This window comes from Tabrizicola piscis, from assembly GCF_003940805.1.
Lineage (GTDB): Bacteria > Pseudomonadota > Alphaproteobacteria > Rhodobacterales > Rhodobacteraceae > Tabrizicola > Tabrizicola piscis.
On sequence record NZ_CP034328.1, the window covers coordinates 935,955 to 952,370 of the forward strand.

18 protein-coding genes are annotated in these 16,416 nt (G+C 63.2%); 7 read left to right on the forward strand and 11 right to left on the reverse strand.

Annotated features, from left to right (window positions below; translation table 11 throughout):
• Positions 1-26: 26 nt before the first annotated feature.
• The 3 genes from EI545_RS04510 to EI545_RS04520 form a co-directional block, all read right to left on the reverse strand.
• Positions 27-1,196, reverse strand: coding sequence for a Gfo/Idh/MocA family protein (locus tag EI545_RS04510; protein ID WP_174258185.1), 1,170 nt, complete (start codon positions 1,194-1,196; stop codon positions 27-29).
• A 117-nt stretch (positions 1,197-1,313) separates the two neighbouring features.
• The gene (locus tag EI545_RS04515; protein ID WP_125324366.1) at positions 1,314-2,372 is read right to left on the reverse strand and encodes a sugar phosphate isomerase/epimerase family protein; all 1,059 of its coding nucleotides are present in this window, start codon (positions 2,370-2,372) and stop codon (positions 1,314-1,316) included.
• Between the two features lie 29 nt (positions 2,373-2,401).
• The gene (locus tag EI545_RS04520; protein ID WP_125324367.1) at positions 2,402-3,259 is read right to left on the reverse strand and encodes a sugar phosphate isomerase/epimerase family protein; all 858 of its coding nucleotides are present in this window, start codon (positions 3,257-3,259) and stop codon (positions 2,402-2,404) included.
• A 246-nt stretch (positions 3,260-3,505) separates the two neighbouring features.
• Between EI545_RS04520 and EI545_RS04525 the strand changes: the two genes are divergently transcribed.
• From EI545_RS04525 to EI545_RS04540, 4 genes are read left to right on the forward strand one after another with little or no spacing between them, the layout of a single operon-like run.
• Complete coding sequence (locus EI545_RS04525; protein ID WP_125324368.1) at positions 3,506-4,393, forward strand: sugar phosphate isomerase/epimerase family protein; 888 nt, start codon at positions 3,506-3,508, stop codon at positions 4,391-4,393.
• Positions 4,394-4,447: 54 nt separating this feature from the next.
• A complete protein-coding gene (locus EI545_RS04530) occupies positions 4,448-5,614 on the forward strand; it encodes a mandelate racemase/muconate lactonizing enzyme family protein (protein WP_125324369.1) in 1,167 nt (388 codons plus the stop codon).
• Positions 5,615-5,631: 17 nt separating this feature from the next.
• Positions 5,632-6,321: a FadR/GntR family transcriptional regulator gene (locus tag EI545_RS04535; RefSeq protein WP_125324370.1), complete on the forward strand. Its 690-nt coding sequence runs from the start codon at positions 5,632-5,634 to the stop codon at positions 6,319-6,321.
• An 8-nt stretch (positions 6,322-6,329) separates the two neighbouring features.
• Complete coding sequence (locus tag EI545_RS04540; protein WP_125324371.1) at positions 6,330-7,295, forward strand: NAD(P)-dependent oxidoreductase; 966 nt, start codon at positions 6,330-6,332, stop codon at positions 7,293-7,295.
• A gap of 53 nt (positions 7,296-7,348) precedes the next feature.
• Here EI545_RS04540 and EI545_RS21530 read toward each other — a convergent pair whose 3' ends face one another.
• From EI545_RS21530 to EI545_RS04575, 8 genes are all read right to left on the reverse strand, one after another.
• Positions 7,349-7,657, reverse strand: coding sequence for a TOBE domain-containing protein (locus tag EI545_RS21530; protein WP_216842489.1), 309 nt, complete (start codon positions 7,655-7,657; stop codon positions 7,349-7,351).
• The gene (locus EI545_RS04545) at positions 7,624-8,409 is read right to left on the reverse strand and encodes an ABC transporter ATP-binding protein (protein WP_216842490.1); all 786 of its coding nucleotides are present in this window, start codon (positions 8,407-8,409) and stop codon (positions 7,624-7,626) included. The genes EI545_RS21530 and EI545_RS04545 overlap by 34 nt, the downstream gene beginning before the upstream one ends.
• Entirely contained in the window at positions 8,409-9,500 is a 1,092-nt protein-coding gene (locus EI545_RS04550; protein ID WP_125324372.1) for an ABC transporter ATP-binding protein, read from the reverse strand. The genes EI545_RS04545 and EI545_RS04550 overlap by 1 nt, the downstream gene beginning before the upstream one ends.
• Positions 9,500-9,712 carry a hypothetical protein gene (locus EI545_RS04555; RefSeq protein ID WP_125324373.1) on the reverse strand — a complete coding sequence of 71 codons (213 nt, stop codon included), beginning with the start codon at positions 9,710-9,712 and terminating at the stop codon, positions 9,500-9,502. The genes EI545_RS04550 and EI545_RS04555 overlap by 1 nt, the downstream gene beginning before the upstream one ends.
• Positions 9,709-10,671: a carbohydrate ABC transporter permease gene (locus tag EI545_RS04560; protein ID WP_125324374.1), complete on the reverse strand. Its 963-nt coding sequence runs from the start codon at positions 10,669-10,671 to the stop codon at positions 9,709-9,711. Before EI545_RS04560 ends, EI545_RS04555 begins: the two co-directional genes overlap by 4 nt.
• Position 10,672: 1 nt before the next feature.
• On the reverse strand, positions 10,673-11,575 hold the full coding sequence (locus tag EI545_RS04565) for a carbohydrate ABC transporter permease (protein ID WP_216842491.1): 903 nt from the start codon (positions 11,573-11,575) through the stop codon (positions 10,673-10,675).
• A gap of 73 nt (positions 11,576-11,648) precedes the next feature.
• Positions 11,649-12,959 carry an ABC transporter substrate-binding protein gene (locus tag EI545_RS04570; RefSeq protein WP_125324375.1) on the reverse strand — a complete coding sequence of 437 codons (1,311 nt, stop codon included), beginning with the start codon at positions 12,957-12,959 and terminating at the stop codon, positions 11,649-11,651.
• Between the two features lie 296 nt (positions 12,960-13,255).
• Positions 13,256-13,885, reverse strand: a complete 630-nt coding sequence (locus EI545_RS04575; RefSeq protein ID WP_125324376.1) for a TetR/AcrR family transcriptional regulator — start codon at positions 13,883-13,885, stop codon at positions 13,256-13,258.
• 55 nt (positions 13,886-13,940) lie between these two features.
• Here EI545_RS04575 and EI545_RS04580 point away from each other — a divergent pair, with 55 nt between their 5' ends.
• From EI545_RS04580 to EI545_RS04590, 3 genes are read left to right on the forward strand one after another with little or no spacing between them, the layout of a single operon-like run.
• Positions 13,941-15,158, forward strand: a complete 1,218-nt coding sequence (locus EI545_RS04580) for a Tm-1-like ATP-binding domain-containing protein (RefSeq protein WP_245990290.1) — start codon at positions 13,941-13,943, stop codon at positions 15,156-15,158.
• A complete protein-coding gene (locus EI545_RS04585) occupies positions 15,158-15,994 on the forward strand; it encodes a phosphoenolpyruvate hydrolase family protein (RefSeq protein ID WP_125324377.1) in 837 nt (278 codons plus the stop codon). The genes EI545_RS04580 and EI545_RS04585 overlap by 1 nt, the downstream gene beginning before the upstream one ends.
• 4 nt (positions 15,995-15,998) lie before the next feature.
• Positions 15,999-16,415 (forward strand): cupin domain-containing protein, encoded by a 417-nt coding sequence (locus EI545_RS04590; protein ID WP_125324378.1) that lies wholly within the window; start codon positions 15,999-16,001, stop codon positions 16,413-16,415.
• Position 16,416 lies beyond the last annotated feature (1 nt).

Below are 16,416 nucleotides of genomic sequence, written 5' to 3' on the forward strand. Positions count from 1 at the left end.
GCACAGTTTTGATCGAATGCGCCGGGTCAGAGGTTCAGGCTGACCCAAGCGGCGTTTCGGTTGGAGGATCTGACGCAGGCATCGACGAAGGCGACCCCTTCCAGGCCGTCTTTCAGGCCGGGGAAGGTGGTGCCTTCGGGGACCGTTGTGCCAGACTTCGCGGCGCGGATGGCGCGGGCGGCCTCAAGGTAGATGTTGGCGAAGCCTTCCAGATAGCCCTCGGGGTGGCCCGGGGGCACACGGGTCACGCGGGCGGCCTCGGGGCCGGAGCCGGCGCCGCCGCGGGTGATCAGGCGCTTGGGCTGGCCGAAGGGGGTGAACCACAAATAGTTTGGATCCTCCTGTGCCCATTCAAGCCCGCCCTTGGTGCCGTAGACCCGCAGGCGCAGCGCGTTTTCATTGCCGGGGGCGACCTGGCTGCACCAGAGCATGCCCTTGGCCCCGCCCTGATAGCGCAGCATCACATGGCCGTTGTCATCGACCCTTCGGCCGGGGACGAAGGCGGTCAGGTCGGCGGCAAGGCTGTCCAGCGTCAGGCCGGTGACGAAGTTCGCGAGGTTGAACGCATGCGTTCCGATGTCGCCGGTAGACCCACCCGCGCCGGACCGCGCCGGGTCGGTGCGCCAGTCGGCCTGCTTCTGCCCCGAGGCTTCCACCGCCTCGGTCAGCCAGTCCTGCACATATTCGACGTTGACGAGGCGGAGGTCGCCCAACTCTCCGCCCGCGATCATCGCCTTGGCCTGCCGGATCATCGGATAGCCAGTGTAGTTGTGGGTCAGCGCGAAGACCACGCCACTGGCTTCCGCCGCCTTGGCCAGCTTCTTCGCCTCGGCCAGCGTGGCGGTCAGCGGCTTGTCGCAGATCACATGGATGCCGCGCTTGAGGAATTGCAGCGCGACCGGGGCGTGCATGTGGTTCGGCGTCACGATGGCGACGGCGTCGATGCCATCCTTGCGCCGCGCCTCTTTCGAGGCCATCTCGGCAAAGCTGGTATAGGCGCGCGCCACGCCAAGATCCGCCGCCGAGGCAAGCGCCTTCTCCGGGTTGGAGGAAAAGCAGCCGGCAACCAGGTCATACTGATCGTCAATCCGCGCAGCGATGCGGTGGACCGCACCGATGAAGGCGTCACGGCCGCCGCCGACCATGCCAAGGCGGAGGCGGGGTGGACGGGCGGTATGGGCGGCGTCGATGGGCATGGTGTACCTCGTCTGGTCGTTCATTTTCTGTCTGGAAATATCCCACGGGGGTCGTCAGTGGTGCGCCACTGGTTCTAGCACCACTGACGACGGGGTGTGAAACCCCCGCTGCCGCGCTCAGTCACCAAGCCCCAGCATGCGGCGGTTGGCGGCGCGGTCGGTGCCGGCCCCGGCGAAGTCGTCGAAGGCCTTCTCGGTCACCCGGATGATATGGGCGTTGACGAAATCCGCGCCTTCGCGCGCCCCATCCTCGGGGTGCTTCAGGCAGCATTCCCATTCCACCACCGCCCAGCCATCAAAGCCGTATTGGGTGAGCTTGGAGAAGATGCCGCCGAAATCGACCTGCCCATCCCCCAGCGACCGGAAGCGGCCCGCGCGGTTGACCCAGGATTGGAACCCGCCATAGACGCCTTGGCGGCCGGTGGGGTTGAGTTCCGCATCCTTGACGTGGAACATCCTGATCCGGTCATGGTAGATGTCGATGTGGTCAAGATAATCAAGGTGTTGCAGGACATAATGGCTGGGGTCGTACAGCATGTTGGCGCGGGCATGCCCCTTCACCCGGTCGAGGAACATCTCATAGCTGATCCCGTCATGCAGGTCTTCGCCGGGGTGGATCTCGTAACAGACATCAACCCCGCAGTCCTCGGCATGGTTCAGGATCGGCAGCCAGCGGCGGGCGAGTTCATCGAACGCCTCCTCAACCAGCCCCGCCGGGCGCTGCGGCCATGGGTAGACATAGGGCCAGGCCAGCGCGCCGGAAAAGGTGGCATGAGCGGTCAGGCCAAGGTTGCGTGACGCGGTCAGCGCCTTCTTGACCTGATCCACCGCCCAGTCCTGCCGAGCCGCAGGATTGCCGCGCACGGCGGGGGCGGCGAAACCGTCAAAGGCGGTGTCATAGGCCGGATGTACCGCGACAAGCTGGCCTTGCAGGTGGGTGGAAAGTTCCGTCACCTCGATCCCGTTCTCGGCCGCTTCGCCCTTGAACGTGTCGCAGTAATCCTTCGACGCCGCCGCCTTTTCCAGATCAAACAGCCGGGCGTCCCAGCTTGGCACCTGCACACCCCGATACCCGCACTCCGCAGCCCAGGCCGTGATCGACGTCCACGAATTGAACGGCGACGCATCCCCCGCAAATTGCGCCAAAAACAACGCAGGACCCTTGATGGTGTTCATTCCCGTCTCCCTTGAGTATCCCGCCCGCTTTATCGCAGGCCGATTGTCTGCAGATGTCTTGTGATATGCGCAAACCCGTCGCGGTAGACCGCCTCGGGGCTTTCGGCGAAGTCGCGCCAGACCTTGGTCGCTGCGGCAAGATCGGGCAGGCCGCGACCGAAGGACTCGATGGTCAGCCAGTCGTCATAGCCGATGCCCTTGATCGCGGCGAAGGTTTCGGCCCAGGGAATATTACCTCGTCCGGGCACGCCGCGGTCGTTTTCCGAAATGTGGATATGCACCACCTCGGCCCGGTTGCGGGTTAGTGCCGCGATGGGATCGGTTTCCTCGATATTGGCGTGAAAGGTGTCATACATCGCGCGGATGTTCGGATGGTCGACACGGCGGATGAAGGCTGCAAGATCGGCCATGGTGTTCAGCAGATAGCACTCGAACCGGTTCAGCGCCTCCAGCCCCACGGTCACGCCAAGGGTTGCGGCATGGGCGCCGATCTGTTGCTGGCTATCTGCGGCGCGGGCGAGTTCGTCTTCGGTCGGTCCCTGACCGGAGAACTGCCCAAGCACCGAATGCAGCGGACCCGACACCCGGTCTGCGCCAAGGGCGGCGCTGCAGTCCAGCACCCAGCGCATCCGGTCGACCCCCGCGCGCCGGACCGCGGCATCGGGCGAGATCAGGTCCAGCGCCGGATCACCGATTGCCGAGACCGCCGTGCGCTGCAGGCCCACTGCGTCAAGCCGCTGTCCAAGGCGCGCATAAACGTCGGGCGAGCCCTCGAAAACCGGGATTTCGACCCCGTCAAAGCCGGTTGCCCTGATGTCGGCGAGGAGGGCATCGTGCTGGGGACCGACATGCGTCGTCCACAGGAACATGCACATTCCAATCTTCACGCTATCCCCCCGCCACTATCTGAATCTGGTCTTACCAAAACTTGATATGTCGCGCCAGACTCTTCTGTGCGTCTCACCGTCAGGCGCCGTTCCACCAGCTTTCGGCACTATTTTGGGCTTTGTGACGGTCCCCCTTAGAAGGGACGCTTGACCGTCTTGCCAATCCGGCACAATCTGGTCTAACCAGAGTGAAGGCGAAGGCACCACGGAACGTCATGCCGTGCAACCGCCTTCAAGGGAGGGAATATGCATCTTTCGACGCACAACTGGATGCGGGCCGAGCCGCTTGAAACCACCGTCCGGCGGATCAAGCAATATGGCTACGAATCCATCGAGATTTCGGGCGAGCCTTCGCAATACAACACGAAGGACACGCTGAAGCTTCTGAAGGACAACGGCATGCGCTGCTGGGGGGCGGTGACGCTTACCCTGGGCGAGCGCAACCTTGCCGCCAAGGATGAAGGCCAGCGCGCGCGGTCGGTGGACTATGTCAAATCCGTGCTGACCATGGTGTCAGAACTGGAAGGCGAGATCATCACGCTGGTTCCCGCCACCGTGGGCAAAGTGACGCCCGATGCCACCCCGGAGGAGGAGTGGAAATGGGTGGTCGATGCGACGCGCGAGTGCTTTGCCCATGCGCAGAAGGTCGGCGTGCGGGTGGCCATCGAGCCTTTGAACCGGTTCGAGACCTATCTTTTCAACCGCTGTGCCCAGGCGCTGGCGCTGGCCGATGCCGTCAGCCCGGAATGTGGTGTCTGTCTGGACGCCTATCACCTGAACATGGAGGAATCGAACATCCACGACGCGATCCGCCTAGCGGGCAAGCGGCTGTTCGACTTTCACATCGCGGACAACAACCGGTTTGCAGCCGGTCTTGGCCACCTCGACTGGGCCAAGATCATCGGCACGCTGCGCGAGATCGGCTATGACGGCGCGCTGACCAACGAATTCGTGGCCCCGGTCGACCGCACCCCTGCCGCGCCCTACCCGGATATGGTGGAGAAAAACCCGGTCGACATCTCGCCCGAGCAGTTGAAGTTCATTCAGGACCACGGCTCTAGCCTGCTGACCGAGAAGTTCTATGCCGACCAGATGCGGATCACCGCTGAAACGATCCTGCCGCTGATCAAGTGAACCGGCGCGGGCGGCCCACAGAGGGCCGCCCCGCAACGAAGGGAATCTCTCGGAATGCGGATCAAATCGGTTCAGGCCTGGTGGGTGCAGATCCCGATCGAGGAGGCGCGCCAGCATGTCAGCGACTTCGGCCGCCTGCGCACCTTTGATGCTGCCATCCTGCGGATCGAGACGGAAGATGGCATCGTCGGCTGGGGCGAAGGCAAGAATGCCGCCGGAAGTGCGGGCAACTATGCAGCGCTGGTTCATCTGCTGAACCACGAATTCGGGCCAACCCTGATCGGCCGCGATGCCAGCCAGATCACGGCGATCTGGGAGGATCTTTATAACGGCAGCCGGGCCAAGGCTTCGGCCGCACGCGGGCATCCCCTCCCCGAACTTGCCCGGCGCGGGCTAACCATTGCCGCGATCAGCGCCATCGACATCGCGCTGTGGGACATTCGCGGCAAGGCACTGGATCAGCCGATCTGGGCGCTGCTTGGCGGCAAGACGGCGGACCGGCTGCCGGCCTATGCTTCGGGCGGCTGGGCAGATGCGGCGGGGATCGGGGCGCAGTTGCAGTCCTATATCGACTCGGGCGGCTTTCGGGCGGTGAAGATGCGCGTCGGGTCGATGGACGACCGGCCGCATGTGTCAGCCACACGGGTGCGGGCGGCGCGCAAGGCGCTGGGGCCGGATGTAGAGCTGATGGTCGACGCGCATGGCACCTATACCGTCGCCGAGGCGAAGCGGTTTGCAGCCTTGGTTGCCGATTGCGATCTTGCCTGGTTCGAAGAGCCAGTCAGTGCCGACGACCGGGCCGGTCTGGCTGAATTCCGTGCTTCGACCATGATCCCTGTCGCGCTTGGCGAATCCGAATGCACCAGGTTCGACTTTGCAGCGCTGGTGGCGGGGCGTGCGGTCGATATCCTGCAGCCCGACCCGGCCTTCTGCGGCGGGATCACCGAGGCGATGCGGATTGCGGCCCTTGCCTCATCCTTCAACCTGCGGCTTGCCCCGCACCTTTGGGCCGGGGCGCCCTGCTTCTTTGCCGGGCTGCATGTGCTGGCTGCGGCACCTGCGGGTTACATCGTCGAGTTCTCTTTGGGCGCCAATCCGATGATCCATGACCTGTCGCTTGCGCCCGTTGTCGTGCAGGACGGCACGATCGCCGTACCCGATGGCCCCGGCCTCGGTCTCGACATGGACACCGAAGTTATCGCGCGCTACGCCAGAAGTTGATGCAGCCGGAGCAAAGCATGCAACAGGAAGAGTTCCTTCCGACCCTCGCCTCCTATCTTATGGATGTGGCCCGGAAGAACGACGGGAAGGCCCCGTCAGAGCGCGACCTTGCCGAACATTTCTCGGTCAGCCGGGGCCAAGTGCGTGAGGCGCTGGCTATTCTGGAGGCGATGCAGGTCATCGAACGCCGGGCGAAGTCTGGCATCTATGTCAACGGCGGCAGCGGCGGGATCGAGGCGATGTCATTCTTTGCCCGGTTCGGCTTGCCCTTGGAGAACCGGCAGATCTTCGAAGCCGTGGAGGTGCGCAAGATCCACGAGATCAAGGCCGCCGAACTGGCCGCATCCCGCGCAACCGAGGAAAACTTCGACCGCCTGCGCGATGTGCTTGCGCGGTCAGAGCAACGCCTGAAGGCCGGCGAAGGTCTGGACCAGCTGGATCAGGAGTTTCATCTGGAAATCGTCCGCGCGACGCAGAACACGATTTTTCTGAACATCTGCACGTCGTTCTACGCCCTCAGCCACAACCGGCTGAAGGTCTATTTCCGCAGCCCCGAGCGGAACCAGCGGTCACATGATGAGCATCTGCAGATCTTCGATGCCCTGCTGCGCCGAGATTCCGCTTTGTCATCGGCCTTGATGGTGTCGCATCTGCGCGGCGCGATGAGCTACTGGACCGAGCTTCTGGAACCCGCGGCAGAGGGCTGAGCCGTCCCATGATCTTTTCGACCCACCCGCTGCATCCCGAGGTCACGGCGGACCTGAAGGCCTTGGGCGCGTTTCAGGTCGCTTCGGCCCCCACGGCCGAGGCGATTGTTGCCGAGTCGGTGGGCGCAGAGATCATCGTGGTCCGTGCGCCGATTCCGCAAGGGATCGCGCCGCGTGAACGTGGTCTTCGCGCACTTGTCCGCCATGGGGCCGGGCTGGACATGATCGACGTTGATGAGGCGACGGCGGCAGGGGTGCTGGTCGCCAATGTCCCGGGTGCGAATGCGGTGACCGTGGCCGAACATGTGATCTGGACTGCGATGGCCCTGCTGCGGCGTCATACGCAGGTTGACCACGATCTGCGCCATGCCGGGTGGTCGGTTGCCCGCGCCCATGCCGATCATGGCCGGGAACTGTCGGGCCGCACGCTGGGCATTCTGGGGCTTGGCAACATCGGCAAGTTACTGGCCCGCATCGCCCGCCACGGGTTCGGGATGCAGGTCATCGCCCATACCCGCAGCGGTGCGACCGCCGAAGGTGTGCTGGCCGTGGGGTTCGACACGTTGCTGGAACAGTCCGATGTCCTTGCTCTTTGCGCGCCCCTGACGGCCCAGACGCGGGGGATCATTGACGCAGCGGCTTTGGCCCAGATGAAGCCTGGGGCGATCCTGATCAATGTCGCCCGTGGCCCGCTGGTGGTTGAGCCTGCACTCCTCGCAGCCTTGACCTCGGGCCAGCTTGCCGGTGCTGCGCTGGATGTTTTCGACACCCAACCGCTTGCCAAAGACCACCCGCTCATGGGCCTGTCCAACGTGATCCTGACACCGCACATGGCGGGGATCACCGAAGAAAGCATGCTGCGCATGGGACAGGGCGTGGTGGCCGAAGTGCGGCGCGTTCTGAGTGGGGCCTTACCGGTAAACCTGGTTAATCCTGAAGCCGTGCCACTTTACCACAGCAGGTTTCCGGCCTGACGCTCCCGCAGGCTGGACCGCTGGGGGCCGGGCAGCAGTGTCCGGCCCCATTTTCAGAGCAACGCCAAATTAGCCCCGGTTTCGATGTCAAAGGTCACCACCCGGTCAGGTTTCCAGCCAAAACGGACCTGTTCGTCGCGCTGCACATGGGTGCCCGCGGGCACGGTCACATGCAGACGCGTTTCGCCCATGTCCATGACCAGAATCTTGACCACGCCCTGATCCTCGATGTCAAAGATCCGCGCTTCACCTGGCGCGCCGGGGGCCAGCACGACGTTCTCTGGCCTGACGCCGAAGGTTACTGTGCCGCTGCCGATTGCGTTCGCGGCTACCGGCAATTGGCAGGACCCGAAGTCAGCCATCCCCCCGACAGGCGCCCCTTGATCAGGTTCATCGGCGGCGACCCCACCGACCTGGCCACGAAGGTGTTCAGCGGTCGTTCATAGATGTCGGCCGGCGTGCCGACCTGCACCAGTTGCCCTTGCCGCAGGACGCCGATCTTGTCGCCCATCGACATCGCTTCGACCTGGTCATGGGTAACGAACAGAAAGGTTGCCCCAAGGTTACTGTGCAACTTCTTCAATTCGACCCGCAGGCTTTCCCGAAGTTTGGCGTCCAGCGCTGACAAAGGCTCGTCCATCAGGAAGACCGAGGGCTGGCGCACGATGGCGCGGCCGATCGACACGCGCTGCATCTCGCCGCCCGACAGGCGTTCGACCTTGCGGTCAAGAAGATGGGTGATCTGCAGCGTTGTCGCGGCCTTTTCGACCCGCGCGGCAATTTCGGCATCCGAGAATTTTCGCCCCGGTGCGCGCAGCGGAAACTCCAGGTTTCCCCGGACGGTCAGGCGCGGGTAAAGCGAATATTGCTGCAGGACCAGCGCCACGTCGCGTTCAGCTGCGGTCCAGTCGCTGACATCCTTGCCGCCAATGGTCACCGACCCGCTGTCCGGCTTTTCCAGCCCGGCGATCATCCGCAGCGTCGTGGTCTTGCCAGCACCCGTCCGGCCCAGCAGCACGAAGAATTCCCCATCCTCGACGACAAGGTCCAGATCGCGCAGGGCGCGTGACGCGCCGTAGGATTTGTTGATCCCCTTAAGTTCGATCCGCGCCATCAGGCAGTCCTCCGCAGCGCCATACCGGATTCCCCGTCGAAGAAATGCGCACGTTCCGGGTCGATCCCGACCCAGACCTTTTGTCCGTCGCCGACAAAACCAGGCTCCACCCGCGCGCGCAGCGTGGCATCGCCCAGCCGAACATCGACGATCTCGTGCGAGCCGAGGGGTTCTATGTTTGTGGTCGCCGTTTCGACAAACCCCGGCTCCGGCGCATGGCGCAGAAGGACGGCTTCAGGCCGGATGCCCAGCTTCACGGGACGTTGTCCCGGCAGGTGGCCGACATGGCCGCCAGCCACGGGAAGCCCCGCGCCCTGACCGAAGGACAGCACCGCCGCCCCTGCCCCACCTTCAACCGCGACGTCTGACACGTTCATCACGGGCGAGCCCACGAATTGCGCCACGAACAGGTTGGCCGGGCGGTTGTAAACCTCTTCCGGTGCGCCGACCTGCTGCAGAAGCCCCGCATGCATCACCACGATCCGGTCGGCCAGCGACATCGCCTCGATCTGGTCATGTGTGACGTACACAGACGTAGAGTTCCGCGCGATGTGCAGCCGTTTGATTTCCGCCCGCATCTGTTCGCGCAGCTTGGCGTCCAGCGCGCCGATGGGCTCGTCCATCAACAGCGCCTTCGGCCGCCGCACCAGCGCCCGGCCAATGGCCACCCGCTGCATGTCACCGCCCGACAGGGCCGATGGTTTGCGATGCAGGAACCGTTCTATCCCCAGCACCTTGGCAACCTCGGTCACGGCGGCGTCGCGGTCTGACTGGCTCATCCCGACGGCGCGCAGCGGGAAGGCGATGTTTTCCTGCACCGTCATGTGCGGGTAGAGCGAGAAGGACTGGAACACGAAGGCAATGTCCCGGTCTGCGGCGCGCAGGTCCTGCACCTCTTTCCCGTCGATGGAGATGGTGCCTGAGGATACAGTCTCCAGCCCGGCGATCGCCCGCAGCGTCGTGGTCTTGCCGCAGCCCGATTGGCCCAGCATGACGACGAATTCCCCATCCTCGATGGTCAGATTGACATCCTGCAGCACCTGAACGGCGCCGAAAAACTTCTGGATGTTCCTTAGTTCGATCCGTGCCATCAGACGAGTTCTTCCTCTTCTTCTTCTTCCGCCTCGGGTTCGGGCGGGACATGCGAGGTGATCAGGAAGGCCACCAGCCCGATAATGATGATCGTCAGCCCGTAGCGATGCAGGATTTCGACCCAGGGCTGGCACAGGAAGATCACCCCGAAGATCATCGTCCACTGCGCGGCGGGCTCGTAGTATTTGGCGTTCATCTGGCGAAAGGTCATTTGCGGATTGCTCCGAAGCTCATGCCGCGCAGAAGGTGGTTGCGCAGAAGGAAAGTGAAGATCGCCACCGGCACAAGGAACAGGAACGCGCCCGAGGCGATGACCGTCCAGTCCGAAAGGCCCGACCCGACCTGCGACGGAATGTAGGGCGGTGCGGTCTGCGCATTGCGCGAGGTCATCATCAGCGCGAAGGCGTATTCGTTCCAGGCGGTGATGAAGCAGAAGACAGCCGTGGCGGCGATGCCGGTCAGCGCCTCAGGCAGCACGATCTTGCGAAACGCCTGCAGCCGCGTGTAGCCGTCAACCAGCGCCGCCTCTTCATACTCGCGCGGGATCTCGTCGATGAAGCCCTTCATGATCCAGACCGCGAAGGACAGGTTGAAGGCGGTGTAAAGGATGATCAGGCCGATATGCGTGTCATATAGCCCGACTGCCCGGTACATCAGGAACATCGGGATCGCGACCACGATGGGCGGCAACATCCTTGTACTAAGGATGAAGAATAGCCAGTCCTGCTCCCCCGGCACCCTGAACCTTGAAAACCCGTAGGCCGTGATCGTTCCCATCGACACCGCAAGGAAGGTCGAGATGATCGAGACGATCAAGGAGTTCAGGTAGCGGTTGCCATAGCCCGACGACGTGGCCTCACCGGTCTTCTTGTTGCGCACCACCTGTTCGCCGCCGTCGAAGACCAGCTTTTCCCACCAGGGCGCGGCTTCGTAGGTTGCCTCCTCCACCGGCTCACGCAGCTGGCTGCGCTTGGTGAAGAGCTTTGCGAAGGGCGACAGCGTGGGTTCAAAGAACACCGTCGGAGGAGCGGTTGTCGCCAGATTACGCGGCTTGAACGCCGTCGCCGCGATCCAGAAGATCGGCGTGAGCATGATGACCAACGCAATCAGCACGGCAATCACGGCGGCGCGGTTGAAGATCACTTCGCCTTTTGTCTTGACCTCGGCCATATCAGCGCGCCTTCGCCTTGTTCAGGTATTTCACGTAGATGTTGGTGATCGCCACCACGACGATCAGCACGATGTAGGCAAAGGCCGAAGACATGCCGGTCTGCCATTCCAGGAACGCCATCTTGTAAAGCCGGATCGCGATCAGTTCGGTCGTGGGCTGGGTCGACAGGATATAGGCGTGGTCGAAGGTCTTGAACGCTTCCATCGTGCGGAAAATGATCGCGATCATCAGGATCGGCGCCACCAGCGGCAGGGTGATCCGGAAGAAAGTGTAGAACGGTCCGGCGCGGTCAATCTCGGCGGCCTCGTAAAGATGCTTCGGCACCGCCGAGAGGCCGGCCAAGGACAGCAGCATCACAAAGGGCGACCACATCCAGATGTCGACAATCGCCACCGCGTAAAGCGCCATCTGCGGGTCGGCGAGCCATTCGAATTTCCCAAGGCCAAGGAAGTAGTTGATGATCCCGAACGACGGGTCATAGAGCAGCTTCCAGAACAGGCCGACCACAGCGGGTGACATCATCATCGGCAGCAAGAGCAGCGTGGTGATCAGCCCCTTCAGGGGGATCGGCCGGTTCAGCAGCATCGCCAGCCCAAAGCCGACAAACACCTGACCGGTGACCGAGATGATGACGTATTTCGCGGTGATCGTGAAGTTCCGCCAGATGTTCGGATCGCTCAGAAGCTCACGAAAGTTGGCCAACCCGACCCAGTTCGATTCCGCTGATGTCGACGCACGATAATCGGTGAACGCGGTCGCCAGGGAATAGATCAGCGGAAAGACGTTGAAGATGATCAGAAACGCGATCGTGGGAATGATGAACAAGTTACGGATCGAGAGGTCGGACAGGCCGCGCGCAGCAGCGCGCGTGTCTGGGTCCAGCCGGGTCATCACGTCTGCCACGGTAGGTCATCCTGCATCTTGAGAAAAATGATGGGCGCCGGTTCAAGGGCGCCCATCGCCGTAGAGTTGCGGTTTACTGGATGCGGCCGTACTTGCGGAACGTCTCTTCCCAGTCGGCGGTCAGCGCATCAAGCACCTCTTTCGCCGTGCCTTCGCCGCCCACGATGTAGGGGTAGATCCGTTCGTTCGCTGCGGTCAGAAGCTCGGCGTATTCCGGCACCGCCCAGAAGTCCTTCACCATGAACATGGTCTGATAGAAGGCCTCGTTGTAGGGCGTGGCGTTGCGGAACTCTTCGCTTTCCAGCGTCGCTGCATGGGCAGTGTAGCCCCCCAGTTCGGCCCAGCGCTTCTGCGTCTCTTCCTTGATGAACCACTCAAGGAACTTGAACGATTCTTCCTGGTTTTCCGAATAGGAGACGATGGAAATGCCCTGCCCGCCAAGGGCTGCGAACTGGTCGCCATTCGGGCCTTTCGGGTTGGCGAAGAAGCCGGTCACATCCGCGTTCGGGTTCGTCGCCGGGTTCACCAGCGCGGGGAAGAAGGCGAAGTAGTTCATCGACATGGCCGCAAGGCCCTCGGTGATCGCCTGGTTGTTTTCCACAAAGAACGTCTTGGACCAGCCGGGTGGGGTGAAACCGTACAGCTTGCGATAGGCCTCAAGCCCGGCAATCGACGCTTCCGAATTCAGGATGCCGTCAACCTGATAGGTCTCGTAATCGCCAAGGTTGCCACCGTAGGAGAACAGCGCGTTCTCGACCCCCATGACAAGGCCGTCATACGAGTTGTCGGTGTAGATGGCGATGCCGTAGCGGTTTTCGTCCGGACGATGGAAGAACTCGGCGATGTCGATCAGCTGCGCCCAGTCCTGCGGCACGGCAAGGTCATAGCCATACTTTTCCTTGAAGGCCGCCATTTCTGCCGGGTCTTCGAACCAGTCCTTGCGATAGGACCAGCCGACCGCGTCGCCCTCAGCCGGAACGGCCCAGTACTTGCCCGAGTTGCCGGGATATTCGGCGTAATACTTGACGGTCGCCGGGGCCATCACAGTCGTCAGATTGTGCGTCGCGAAGAACTCGGTCAGATCGACGTAGTGACCGGCCTCGGAGGCGGACCCCAGCCACTGGCTGTCGCCGACGATCATGTCATAGGCGCTGCCCTTGGCGTTGAACTCGGTGAATGCCTTGGTCTGGAAGTCCTGCCAGGGGGTCGTTTCGACCGTGACCACGACGCCGGTTTCAGCCTCGTATTCATTCACCAGCTCTTGCAGATAGTTTGCCGGGTCCCATTCGGCCCAGAAAATGGTAAGCTCTTGCGATGACGCCGCCGGTGCGGACAGCGCGATTGCCGCAGCCCCCGCCAGCAGCTTGTAGAACGATCTATGCATGTGAGTTCCTCCCGCTATCATTGTTAGGCAGCCCGACCCCGGGGTGCACATCACCCCGGACCCATGTCGCTACCGGTAGCCTCCTCCACTCTTCAAAATTGGTAATACCAGATGCGCCCCTGTGTCAATCATGCATTCCCGTGAATAGGACCTGGAGGCGCGGGCGTTCTTCGACTCCCTATCGCCCTGTTATTATTAGAAAATCCGAACAAAACGGATCAAATCAACTTCGGCTGCAGGGCACACGCCACCCCGCCAGCCCAGAATCCTATCTGATTCTGGCCGGACCAGAGCGTCTAACCTTGTTCCACCTCGGCCTCACGCCGCGCGGCCAGCAGCATGGCTTGCGCTGCCCAGATCGCCACCTCGCTCGCCCCGTCGTCATCCAGCCCGCAGATGTCCTTCAACACGATCATCGCCTCGATCCCGAAGGTCAGCGACAAAGCATTCACCAGCCGTTCCGACTGCTCGCGATTTAGACCGCTATCGCTGACCGCCCGTGCCAGCAGCGCCTTGCGGTGACCCCGGCCCAGCGACTTGTCCCCGGGCGCCTCCAGGCTTGGCTCCAGCGACTGGCGCAGCGCAGCGCGAAACGTCGCCTCGTGCTCGGCCAACCGCGCGAAGGTCTCGCCGTAAAGCGAGGCAAGCCGCGCCGCGCCCTCGGTCGCCGGGTCATCCCAGTCAAGGATCGGCCCCAGCGCTTCGGACACGACGGCGCGCAGCATGTCGGCCAGCGTCGGGAAGTAACGATAGGCCGTAGACCGGGAGACGCCCGCCGCTTCGGCCACTTCGCTGACCGAAGGGGACAGCCCGCGCCGCATCATCGCGCTGGCGGTCATCACCATCAACGCCCGCGTTCGGGCTGCGGCACCCTTTGGCGGCGCGTCGAGGTTGTCGGGAACGGACGCTTGAAATGGGACTAGCATGCCAATATGGTACTACAGTCTCACCTTCGATCAAGGGGGATTCCTAGGCGGCTTGATGCCACTTGGTGGGGGGAATGATCCGGTGAAGGCGATCCACATCGCAGGGACCTGCGACACCAAAGGGGAAGAGGTCGCCTGGCTGCGTGACCTTGTCGTCGCGGCCGGCCATCCGGCGGTAATTGTCGATCTGGGCAGCCGTGCGCCGACAATTGCACCCGATGAGCAAGCCGCAGAGGTTGCCGCCTGCCACCCTGAAGGCATCGAGATCAGTACCACCGACCGTGGGGCCGCCGTTGCCGCTATGGGCACAGCCTTCGCCGCATGGTGCCGCGCCAATGTCGAACGTATCTCTGGCATCATCGCCGTGGGCGGTGGCGGTGGCACCTCCATCGCCTGCGCGGGGATGCGTGAGCTGCCCTATGGCGTGCCAAAGCTGATGGTCTCCACCCTCGCGTCGGGTGACACCGCGCCTTACGTCGGCACCTCCGATATCGTCATGGTCCCTTCGGTCACCGACATCGCCGGGTTGAACCGACTGAGCCGGGTGATCCTGTCCAATGCCGCCCATGCGCTGATTGGGGCCGTCTCTGCGCCACCGCCAGCCACCGCGACCGACCTGCCCGCCATCGGTCTGACCATGTTCGGCGTCACCACGCCTTGCGTCACGGCGATCACCGACCACCTGCGCGACCGCTACGATTGCCTCGTCTTCCACGCCACCGGCACCGGCGGCCGCGCGATGGAGCGGTTGCTGGACCAGCGCCTCCTTTCAGGCCTGATCGACATCACCACGACCGAGATTGCCGACCTCCTTTTCGGCGGCGTCCTCCCTGCCCTGCCCGACCGGCTGGACGTGGTCGCCCGCACCGGCGCGCCTTGGGTGGGGTCGGTTGGCGCGCTGGACATGGTGAACTTCTGGGCCCCGGCGACCGTGCCCGACCGTTATCATGACCGGATGTTCTATCACCACAATCCCAACGTCACCCTGATGCGCACCACGCCGGACGAGAATGCCGCTATGGGCCGCTGGATCGGGGCCAAGCTGAACGCCTGCCCGGGCCCCATCCGCCTGCTGGTCCCCGAAAAGGGCATCTCGGCGCTGGATATCGACGGCGGCCCGTTCTGGGACCCGAAGGCTGACGCCGCCCTTTTCCAAGCGCTCAAGGACACGATCACCGACCCCGCGCGGCTGATCTTCCTGCCGCATCACATCAACGACCCGGCCTTTGCCCGCGCCGCCGCCGACACCTTCCTTTCCCTCATGAGGCCCTGATGCCCGCCATACCCCGCCAGACCATCCTTGACCGGTTCCACAAGATGATCGCCGCAGGTCAGCCGATCATCGGCGGCGGCGCGGGCACCGGCCTTTCCGCCAAGGCCGAGGAGGCGGGCGGAATTGACCTCATCATCATCTACAACTCCGGCCGCTACCGCATGGCGGGCCGTGGGTCAGCGGCGGGGCTGTTGGCCTATGGCAATGCCAATGAGATCGTCAAGGAAATGGCGCTCGAAGTGCTGCCCGTCGTCAAGCACACCCCCGTCCTTGCCGGGGTCAACGGCACCGACCCGTTCATGCTGATGCCGCAGTTTCTGGGCGAGCTTAAAGCCATGGGCTTTTCCGGCGTGCAGAACTTCCCTACCATCGGCCTGTTCGATGGCCAGATGCGGCAAAGTTTCGAAGAAACCGGCATGGGCTTCGGTCTGGAAGTCGACATGATCGCCGAAGCCCACCGGCAGGATCTGCTGACCACGCCCTACGTCTTCAACCCTGACGAGGCCATCGCCATGGCCAAGGCCGGGGCCGACATCATCGTGGCCCACATGGGTGTCACGACCGGCGGCAGCATTGGTGCCACCTCGGCCAAGACGCTGGACCAATGCGTGACGGAAATTGACGCCATCGCGGCGGCGGCCCGGTCCGTCCGCCAGGATATCATCCTTTTGTGCCACGGCGGCCCGATCTCGATGCCGGAAGATGCCGCTTATGTGCTGGCCCACGCCGACCGGATGCACGGGTTTTACGGCGCATCCAGCGCCGAACGCCTGCCGGCCGAGCGCGCCATCGCCGACCAGATCCGCGCGTTCAAATCCATCCCTGCGAAAGGCTGACACCATGACCGACGTCAAGACCCTGTTCCGCAAACCTACCGACGTCGACGCCTTCGGCTTCGACTGGGGCCACCTGTCGGTCGTGCTTGGCCCCAAGGTCAACGGCGCGCAGAAGTTCTCTGCCGCCGTCGTCACCGTGCCACCGGGCAAGGGCCACACCCGCCACAACCACCCCGGCGCGGAAGAAATCATCTACATCCTTGAAGGCACCGGCGAGCAGATGGTGGAAGATGAGGCAGGCACCCCCCACACCGAGCAGGTCGAACCAGGCACCTGCGTCTTCATTCCGGAAAGCCGTTTCCATTCGACGTTGAACACCGGCGCTGCCGACATGAAGATTTTCGTTGTCTATTCCCCCACGGGCCCAGAAGAATTCCTGCGCACGCTGCCGGACTTCCGCCTGATCCCCAGAAAGGCCTGAC